Genomic DNA, 8,355 nt, shown 5'->3' on the forward strand with positions numbered 1-8,355 from the left:
ATGACTGTCAATCTCGTCACCGAACTCGCCGCCGCCCGGATCCTCGCGGTCATCCGGGGCACCGACACCGCCGACGCGATCGCCGCCGGCACCGCCCTGCTGGAGGAGGGCGTACGGGTCGTGGAGGTGGCCCTCACCACGCCGGACGCGGCTCGGGCCGTCGAGGCGCTGCGCGCTGTCGCGCCGGCCGGCTCCCTGGTCGGCGCCGGCACGGTGCTCACCGCCGCGGACGTCGCCGAGGTGGCGGCGGCCGGCGCGCAGTTCGTGGTGACGCCCGCTGTGGTCGAGTCGATCGCCGAGGCGGCGCGGCTCGGCCTGCCCGTCGCCGCCGGGGCGTTCACCCCGACCGAGGCGTACACGGCGATGCGGCTGGGCGCGTCGGCGATCAAGCTGTTCCCGGCGTCGGTGGGTGGCCCCGCGTACCTCAAGGCGGTGCGCGACCCGTTCCCGGACATCCCGTTCGTGGCGGTCGGCGGTGTCGGCCTGGCCGACCTGCCCGGCTACTTCGCCGCCGGCGCGATCGCGGTCGGCGTCGGCGGCCCGCTGGTCGGTGACGCCGCCTCCGGCGGCGACCTCGACGCCCTGCGCCAGCGCGCCCGCGCCTACCTCGCCGCCGTCGCATGAGCGCCGCCGGCCTGCCCGCCGCGCGGCCGCGCGGCACCCGCCCGTCCGCCACGCGTCCGCGCGCCGGCGGCTACCCGGCCACCGCGTCATGACCGCCGTCGACCTGCTCACCTTCGGCGAGGCCCTGGTGTCGCTGCGCACGGCCGGGCCCATCGTCACCGGTGGCGCGCTCACCCCGCACCTGGCCGGGGCGGAGGCCAACGTGGCCGTCGGGGTGGCCCGGCTCGGCCACCGCGCGGCCTTCGCCGGGCGGGTCAGCGCCGACGAACTCGGCGAGTTCCTGCTCCGGCAGCTGCGCGCCGAGGGGGTACGCCTCGAGCACGTGGTCCGCGACCCGGACCGCCCGGCCGGACTGATGTTCCTGGAACGGCGGACCGCCGACCTGACCCGGGTGATCTACCAGCGGGCCGGCTCGGCCGGCTCGGCGGTGACCGTCGAGGACCTGCGGCCCGCCCTGGCCGCCGGCGCCCGGGTGCTGCACCTGACCGGGATCACCGCGGCGCTCTCCGACGGCGCCCGGGAGGCCACCCGGTGGGCGGCCGAGACCGCCGCCCGGGCCGGGACGCTGGTCTGCCTCGACGTCAACCACCGGACGAAACTGTGGAGCCGGGACGCGGCGCGGGCCGCGCTCGCCGACATCGTCGGCCACGCCACGGTCGTGGTCGCCTCCGCCGACGAACTGGACCTGGTCGGCACGCCGGGCGCGGACGAGCCGACGGCGGTCGCCGAGTTGCTGGACCGGGGCGTGTCGACGGTGCTGGTGAAGCTCGGCGGCGACGGCGCCCGCGCGTACACCCGGGAGGGCGTGCGGCACGCGGCGGCGGTGCCCGTGACGGCGGTGGACACCGTCGGCGCGGGGGACGCCTTCACCGCCGGCTACCTCTCCGGCCACCTCGACGGTCTCGACCTGGCCGGGCGGCTGCGCCGCGCGGTCACCCTGGGCGCCTTCGCCGTCGGCGGCAACGGCGACTGGGAGTCGCTGCCCCGCCGCGACGAACTGTCCCTCCTGAACGACGTGCAGCCCGGCAGCACGCTGCGCTGACATCACCCCTGAGAAAGGCATCGGCATGAAGATCGTCGCCGCGGACGTCATCGTCTCCAGCCCCGACCGCAACTTCGTCACCCTCAAGATCACAACTGACGAGGGGCTCACCGGGCTGGGCGACGGCACCCTCAACGGGCGCGAACTGGCCGTCGCGTCGTACCTGGCCGACCACGTCGTCCCGCTGCTGATCGGGCGCGACCCGCATCAGATCGAGGACACCTGGCAGTTCCTCTACCGCTCGGCCTACTGGCGGCGCGGACCGGTCACCATGGCCGCCATCGCGGCCGTGGACGTCGCCCTCTGGGACATCAAGGCCAAGGCCGCCGGGATGCCGCTCTACCAGCTCCTGGGCGGGGCCTCCCGGACCGGGATCCTGGCCTACGGGCACGCCTCCGGGCGGGACCTGCCCGAGCTGTTCGACTCCATCCGCCACCACCTGGAGCAGGGCTTCCGCGCCATCCGGGTGCAGACCTCGGTGCCCGGCATCAACGCCGTCTACGGCGTGGCCGCCCAGCCCAGCGTCGACGGCAAGCGCTACGACTACGAGCCGGCCCAGCGCACGCCGCTGCCCGCCGAGGAGGACTGGGACACCCGCTCGTACCTGCGGCACCTGCCGGAGGTCTTCGAGGCCGTTCGCAACGAGTTCGGCCCCGAGCTGCCCCTGCTGCACGACGGGCACCACCGGATGACCCCCATCCAGGCCGCCAAGCTGGGCAAGGCGCTCGAGCCGTACGACCTGTTCTGGCTGGAGGACTGCACCCCGGCGGAGAACCAGGAGGCGCTGCGGCTGGTCCGGCAGCACACCACCACCCCGTTGGCCATCGGCGAGGTCTTCAACACCGTCTGGGACTACCAGACGCTGATCCGTGAACAGCTCATCGACTACGTGCGCTCCGCCGTCACCCACACCGGCGGCATCACCGCCATGCGGAAGCTGCTCGACTACGCCGCCCAGTACCAGATCAAGTCCGGCATCCACGGCCCGACCGACATCTCCCCGGTCGGCATGGCCGCCGCGCTCCACCTCGACCTGGCCATCCACAACTTCGGCATCCAGGAGTACATGCGGCACGGGGCGCTCACCGACGAGGTGTTCCGGCAGTCGTTCACCTTCGCCGACGGGTACCTGCACCCGGGACAGCAGCCCGGCCTCGGCGTGGAACTCGACGAGGAGGCCGCGGCCCGGTTCCCGTACCAGCCGGCGTACCTGCCGTTCAACCGGCTCAAGGACGGCACGGTCCATGACTGGTGACCGCCGCCCACCCACCCGGCACGTGGTGGTGATGGGCGTGTCCGGGGCGGGCAAGACGACGGTGGCGCGGGGGATCAGCGAGCTCACCGAGCTGGTGTTCGCCGAGGCGGACGAGTTCCACCCGCCGGCCAACGTGGCCCGGATGCGCGCCGGCGTCCCGCTGGACGACGCGGCACGCTGGCCCTGGCTGCGCGACCTCGCGGCCTGGATGGCCGGCCGGCACGCCGAGGGCGTGTCCACGGTGCTGGCCTGCTCGGCGTTGAAACGCTCCTACCGGGACGTGCTGCGCCAGGGACCGCCCGGCGTGGAGTTCGTGCACCTGGCCGGCACGGCCGGGCTGATCCGGGACCGGATGACCCGGCGGGTCGGGCACTACATGCCGGCCAGTCTGCTCGACTCCCAGCGGGCCACCCTTGAGGATCTGGCGCCCGACGAACCCGGGGTGGTGCTGGACGTGGCCGCCGCACCGGAGGAACTGGTCGTCGCGGCGGTCGAGCGGCTCGGCCTGCCCCGGCGGACATCCGTCGGCACCGGCTGACCCGGCGGTCCGGCTCCGGCCGGCGCGGCCGTGTCGTCGAAGCACGACCCGGTGACGGTCAGGACGTCCGTCCCGATTCCTGGCTGGGTGACAGCGGTTGCGGGCCGGCCAGCTCCCGGCGGCACCGGGCGAGTTCCGCGCGCAGGTCCCGGCGCAGGGCCCGGTCCAGGCCGGGTTGGGCGAGCGCCTCGGTGAAGTCACGGGCCGCGTCGCCCCACCGGCCCAGCCGGGCCAGGGCGGTGCCCCGGTTGTAACGCGGCACGGGGGCCGCCGACAGCGCCACCGCCCGGTCCAGGTCGGCGAGCGCGGCGGTCACGTCGCCGCGCTCGAACCGGACGGCGGCCCGGTTCGTCCACGCCTCCACCAGCTCGGGGTCCCCGCTCAGGGCCCGGGTGAGCAGCTGGTCGGCCTCGGCGGGCCGGCCACGCTCGGCGAGGATCAGGCCCAGTGTGCACAGCAGCGCGGGCTCCTGCGCGGCGCCGGCCAGCCCGGCCCGCGCGCCGGCCTCGGCGGCGTCCAGCGCGCCGCGCGCCACGTGCAGGTTGACCAGGGCGATCCGGGCATCGAGGTGCCCGGGGTCGATGGCGAGCACCCGCTCCAGGTCGGCGTGCGCCCGCCCGGGGCGGCCCCGCTCCTGGTGGAGCATGGCCCGGTTGTAGTACGCCTCGGGCAGGTGCGGTCCCAGCCGGATGGCGGCGTCGTAGTCCCTGATCGCGGCTCGGGTCCGGCCCGCCGCCCGGTACAGGGCGGCGCGGTCCACGTAGTACTCGCAGTTGTCGGGGTCGTGGGCGATCACGGTGTCCAGGTCGGCCAGCGCCCGGGCCGGGTCGCCCAGCGCGAGGTGGACCTGCGCCCGGTTGTGGCGCAACCGGGCCAGGTGCTGCGGGCGTTCGCCGGGTCCGAGTGCGGCCGTCAGCCGGGCCAGCCCGTCGTCGACGACCCGCAGCGCGCGGTCGGGCCGGCCGGCCCGGCTGTCCAGCAGCGCCAGGCCCTGTTCGTAGAAGACCGTCGACAGCAGCCGCCGGCGTGGGTCGGTCAGCCCGGCGGCGAGGTGCAGGGCCCGATCCAGCCAGAGTCGGGCCTGTTCCGGGTCCTGGTCGGCGGCCGGCAGGTGCCGGGCGTGCAGCATGGCGGTGGCGTACGCCGCCGACATGGTGATCTTCGGGTCGTCGGTGACGGCCCGCGCCTCGTCGTAGAGGTCGAGCGCCTCCGCGGCCCGGTCCAGGGCCGCCAGCGCGGTGGCCAGGCCGGTGGTGAACGCCCACCAGTGCGGCAGGTCGCCGCCGGGGGTGACCACCGCCCGCCCGCGCCGGGCGACCCGGGCCGCGTGGTGGTAGAAGCCGCCGGCCAGGCTGTCGCCCAGGGCCCGCCGCAACGCCTGCGGGGTGCGCTCGTCGGGCGCCGGGTCGGGGGCCCCGCCATCGCGCAGGTCGAGGCGCACCGGGGCCGGCCCGAGCCGGCGGACCAGCGCGTCCAGCAACTCGGCTGTCGTCTCGTCGGCGCTGGCGACGTGATCGAACCGGACGGTCACCGGCCGCCGGAGCGTGCCGGCCCAGGCCGCCACCAGCTCCGCCGCGCCGTAGGCCAGGCAGGCGGTCCGGCGGGCCGGGTGGAAACGGATCGGCTCCTCCTCGGCGGCCGGCCGGGCCGCCGGATCGAGCTGAGGGGCGATCGCGTACAGCTCGACGGCGTGCCGCGCCGCCAGGCGGGGCCGATCGGCGGCGACCCGGCCGAGGAAGGTCGAGACCCCGGCGTACGGCCCGTGGTCACGATGGCAGTCGTAGCGCTCCGCCACGCCGGTCACCGCAGGGCCCACCGCCGCTGAGGCGGGCGCCCGGGAGCGCCCGCCCGGCTGGCAGCTACCAGCACCACTCGATCCACAGCCGACGGGCACCGGACACCAGGCGGAGCGCGGTCGTGCGACGGATGGTCATCTTCCTCATACGAACCTCCGATGTGATCCACCAGGACTGGCCCAGAGAGTAATCCCTATCGATGCAAATAAGAAGAGTCCTCAGGTTGGTCCGGAGCCCATGGCTTCGAGCGCCGGCTCAGACCACGACGCGGACACCGGGCCAGCGTTCGGCTGGGCGGTGACGGGCGAGTCGCTGCCGGGAGATCTCCGGGCCGACCCGGGTCGGGTTGCGCCGCCACACCCCGTCGAGCAGGTCGTCGAGGCCGTGCGGCGCGCAGACCGCGATCCGGCCGTCCGCGTCGAGGCGTACCGCCACGGCGGTGGCGTACTCGGGCCAGGTGGCAACGGCATCGGCGATCGTCCGCAACGGCGCCACCGGACCGCCGCCGAACTTCGCCGGGTACCAGGTGTGCACGGCGGCCTGGTTCTTCGCCTCCCACGGCGGCTCCGGCCAGGCCGTCACCAGCCGGCGGGTGGCCCGGTCGTCGTTGTCGCGGCTCAGGTCCGCCGGGTCGAGGAAGACGACATCGACGTCCCGCACCGACGACGGGTCGAAGCCGTCGCCGTAGCGCTCGCTCCAGACCAGGTCGCGGATGGCGCCCGCGCCGATCCAGGCGTCCGGCAGGCCGGAGTCCCGGACGACGCCCAGCGCCCGGATCAGCCACTGGCTGCGCTCGACGAGGCCCCGCAGTTCGTCCTCGCGCATCGTCTCCCCGGTTACCTCTGTCTTCCTGGCTCGCCCATCGCTCGGGCGTCGGACCGCGCAGCGCCAACTCGAAGACGTGCCGACGTTGGATCTCGAAGCGGAGCGGGCTGATGTCGTACTCGATCGCCCTCAGCTTGCGCACGACGGTGAAGCCGGTCAGTCCGGTCTCTTCGCGGGCCTCGCGCAGCACCGCGTCCGCCGGGTCCTCACCGGGGCGGACGCTGCCGCCGGGCACCTGGATGCCCGCCGCTTCATAGCTGAAGTCGGTGTGCCGGAAGACGGCCCCGAGTCAGGTGCGGGCACTCTCCTCGGAAGGAACTGCCGTTCGCTGCACGGTTCCAGGCAGGCGGCGCACGATCAGAATGGTGCGGGTCCGCGGCCTGCCAGCGACATCAACACCTGCGTCGCGAGTAGCTTGCGAATGCCGGTGACGGCGACTGTCCCCACCCGATCGTAGGGCAACTCCAGTTGCAGGCCCTCGACTGCGTCGCGAAGCTCCGACGTGATCTCGTCCGGCCGGAACGTGCCGCCCCAGCCGTTGAGCCCTCCGCGCTGGTTGGTACTGAGAGAGGCCATGCCGGAGATGCAGGCGCCGTCGACCAGGATCAGCTTCGCAGGACCGGAGTAGGTCGTCGTCATAGTCACCAACCTTTCAAGATGTACGCCGCACACACCAGGGTCCAGGCGGGCTGCCAGTCATCAGGAGGTAACGCGTGGAGTCCGACCATGGTGTGCTCCACCTGACCGCGACCGTACGTGCCTCCGCCGTCAGGCTGGCCCGCGAGGCGGCATTCTGTGCGTTAGCGATAGGAACCGATGCTTAAGATCAGCGCCCGGCGTCGGCCTTCCGCAGACCAGACGAGTGCCGCGATGCCCTGGTGAGCGCGTGAAACGCCGAACGGCGGCCCGCTGAACCAGTCGGGCCGCCGTTCGGCGAGTGTGGATCAGAGCGGGCGAATGTTCTCCGCCTGCGGGCCCTTCTGGCCCTGGGTGATGTCGAACTCCACCTTCTGGTTCTCGTCGAGGCTGCGGAAGCCGCTCGCCGAGATCGCGGAGAAGTGGGCGAAGACGTCAGCGCCGCCGTCGTCCGGGCTGATGAAGCCGAAGCCCTTGTCGGCGTTGAACCACTTCACGGTGCCTGTAGTCATGTCTGCTCCTTCGCAGGCTGTCAGAGGCCGCACTGTGCGGACCCTTACGCCGCCGCGTTGATCACCCGCGTCGAAACGACACGAAAAACGAAAAGCGCCTTGATGGGTTTCAGATGCCCCATCAGGCGCCGGAAAACGTCTACGGAAATCAAAACTGCAACGTGACTACCGTACCACGTGATCCGCCGTCGGTGTCACGCCAGCACGAGGACGTTGATCCTGTGGGATCGGTTCGTGACGGGGGGCATATCGGGGCGAAACGGGGGTAACGGGCCGCCGGAGGTGGCGCATGGTGGCGATGGGGCAGACCGCGCTCTCGGGTGAGCGGCTCCGGCAGACCGACGGCTTCCTCGCCGAGGCGTGGGCCGACATGGTCCGGCACGACGAGCGGCTGCGCGGGACGGCAGTCGAGGTGCGCTTCGACCGGGGGGTGGCGCACCTGACCGGCGAGGTCGCCGACCCTGAACAGTTGCGGCTGGTACGGGAGCTGATCGGCCGGCTCTCCGGCGTACTCGGGGTCTGGTGCCGGGTCACCGTGGCCGGGCGGGCGCCGGTGGTGGTCGACCTGGGCTGCGGCGCGACCAAACAGTGGCCGGGCAACCTGGGACTGGACATCTATCCGGCGCCGGGGGTGAACGCGGTCGCCAACTTGGCCGGCTCGCTGCCGCTGCGCGACGACTCGGTGGACGTGTTCTTCGCGGTGCACATCGTCGAGCACCTGATCGACTTCCTGCCGCTGTTCGACGAGTGCCACCGGGTGCTGCGTCCCGGCGGGGTGCTGCACGTGATGAGCCCCTGGTGGCGGCACGTCAACGCGGTGGCCGACCCGACCCACGTACGGCTGCTCGACGTCCAGACGTTCAAGGGGATCTGCGGTCAGCGCCCACCGGGTACGCCGCGCTGGTATCCGCTGCACGTCGGCTGCGACGGCGCCTCGATCTTCGCCGACCTGACTCCCCTGCCCGCGGACGCCCCAGCTCCCTCGTCGGCCCACCTGGCCCGCTTCTTCGACTGACCACGGCACCGGAGGGCTAGGGCCTGTGTCGAAGTCGGTCACAGCCATTCGTTGATGGCGGCGACGTGCACGGTGGCCGCGTAGCGCACGGCGAGTTTGTCGAAGCGGGTGG

General features: G+C 73.2%; 9 protein-coding genes and 1 pseudogene. 5 read left to right on the top strand and 5 right to left on the bottom strand.

Annotated features, from left to right (window positions below; all coding sequences use genetic code 11):
• From AB0C17_RS24955 to AB0C17_RS24970, 4 genes are all read left to right on the top strand, one after another.
• The gene (locus AB0C17_RS24955) at positions 1 to 624 is read left to right on the top strand and encodes a bifunctional 4-hydroxy-2-oxoglutarate aldolase/2-dehydro-3-deoxy-phosphogluconate aldolase (RefSeq protein WP_357480678.1); all 624 of its coding nucleotides are present in this window, start codon (positions 1 to 3) and stop codon (positions 622 to 624) included.
• A gap of 88 nt (positions 625 to 712) precedes the next feature.
• Complete coding sequence (locus AB0C17_RS24960; protein WP_357390660.1) at positions 713 to 1,666, top strand: sugar kinase; 954 nt, start codon at positions 713 to 715, stop codon at positions 1,664 to 1,666.
• A gap of 25 nt (positions 1,667 to 1,691) precedes the next feature.
• The gene (manD, locus tag AB0C17_RS24965) at positions 1,692 to 2,921 is read left to right on the top strand and encodes a D-mannonate dehydratase ManD (protein ID WP_357390658.1); all 1,230 of its coding nucleotides are present in this window, start codon (positions 1,692 to 1,694) and stop codon (positions 2,919 to 2,921) included.
• Positions 2,911 to 3,459, top strand: coding sequence for a gluconokinase (locus AB0C17_RS24970; protein WP_357390656.1), 549 nt, complete (start codon positions 2,911 to 2,913; stop codon positions 3,457 to 3,459). Before manD ends, AB0C17_RS24970 begins: the two co-directional genes overlap by 11 nt.
• Positions 3,460 to 3,517: 58 nt before the next feature.
• Here the strand turns inward: AB0C17_RS24970 and AB0C17_RS24975 are convergent, their stop codons facing one another.
• From AB0C17_RS24975 to AB0C17_RS24995, 5 genes and pseudogenes are all read right to left on the bottom strand, one after another.
• On the bottom strand, positions 3,518 to 5,254 hold the full coding sequence (locus AB0C17_RS24975; RefSeq protein WP_357390654.1) for a tetratricopeptide repeat protein: 1,737 nt from the start codon (positions 5,252 to 5,254) through the stop codon (positions 3,518 to 3,520).
• A gap of 256 nt (positions 5,255 to 5,510) precedes the next feature.
• Positions 5,511 to 6,080 carry a nucleotidyltransferase family protein gene (locus AB0C17_RS24980; RefSeq protein WP_357390652.1) on the bottom strand — a complete coding sequence of 190 codons (570 nt, stop codon included), beginning with the start codon at positions 6,078 to 6,080 and terminating at the stop codon, positions 5,511 to 5,513.
• Between the two features lie 52 nt (positions 6,081 to 6,132).
• Positions 6,133 to 6,315 (bottom strand): annotated as a pseudogene (locus tag AB0C17_RS24985) (NUDIX domain-containing protein); the annotation flags it as partial.
• A 122-nt stretch (positions 6,316 to 6,437) separates the two neighbouring features.
• Entirely contained in the window at positions 6,438 to 6,719 is a 282-nt protein-coding gene (locus AB0C17_RS24990) for a hypothetical protein (RefSeq protein ID WP_357390650.1), read from the bottom strand.
• A gap of 305 nt (positions 6,720 to 7,024) precedes the next feature.
• Positions 7,025 to 7,228: a cold-shock protein gene (locus tag AB0C17_RS24995; RefSeq protein WP_013283833.1), complete on the bottom strand. Its 204-nt coding sequence runs from the start codon at positions 7,226 to 7,228 to the stop codon at positions 7,025 to 7,027.
• Positions 7,229 to 7,517: 289 nt separating this feature from the next.
• Between AB0C17_RS24995 and AB0C17_RS25000 the strand changes: the two genes are divergently transcribed.
• On the top strand, positions 7,518 to 8,243 hold the full coding sequence (locus tag AB0C17_RS25000) for a methyltransferase domain-containing protein (RefSeq protein ID WP_357390648.1): 726 nt from the start codon (positions 7,518 to 7,520) through the stop codon (positions 8,241 to 8,243).
• Positions 8,244 to 8,355: the final 112 nt, after the last annotated feature.

Origin of the sequence: Micromonospora sp. NPDC048887, assembly GCF_040649715.1 — a bacterium.
Lineage (GTDB): Bacteria > Actinomycetota > Actinomycetes > Mycobacteriales > Micromonosporaceae > Micromonospora.

Excerpts from the sequence above, each read along its gene's own strand:
- AB0C17_RS24955 (WP_357480678.1), top strand. The coding sequence starts at position 1 with ATGACTGTCAATCTCGTCACCGAACTCGCCGCCGCCCGGATCCTCGCG.
- AB0C17_RS25000 (WP_357390648.1), top strand. The coding sequence starts at position 7,518 with ATGGTGGCGATGGGGCAGACCGCGCTCTCGGGTGAGCGGCTCCGGCAG.
- AB0C17_RS24960 (WP_357390660.1), top strand. The coding sequence starts at position 713 with ATGACCGCCGTCGACCTGCTCACCTTCGGCGAGGCCCTGGTGTCGCTG.
- AB0C17_RS24995 (WP_013283833.1), bottom strand. The coding sequence starts at position 7,228 with ATGACTACAGGCACCGTGAAGTGGTTCAACGCCGACAAGGGCTTCGGC.
- AB0C17_RS24980 (WP_357390652.1), bottom strand. The coding sequence starts at position 6,080 with ATGCGCGAGGACGAACTGCGGGGCCTCGTCGAGCGCAGCCAGTGGCTG.
- manD (WP_357390658.1), top strand. The coding sequence starts at position 1,692 with ATGAAGATCGTCGCCGCGGACGTCATCGTCTCCAGCCCCGACCGCAAC.
- AB0C17_RS24990 (WP_357390650.1), bottom strand. The coding sequence starts at position 6,719 with ATGACGACGACCTACTCCGGTCCTGCGAAGCTGATCCTGGTCGACGGC.
- AB0C17_RS24970 (WP_357390656.1), top strand. The coding sequence starts at position 2,911 with ATGACTGGTGACCGCCGCCCACCCACCCGGCACGTGGTGGTGATGGGC.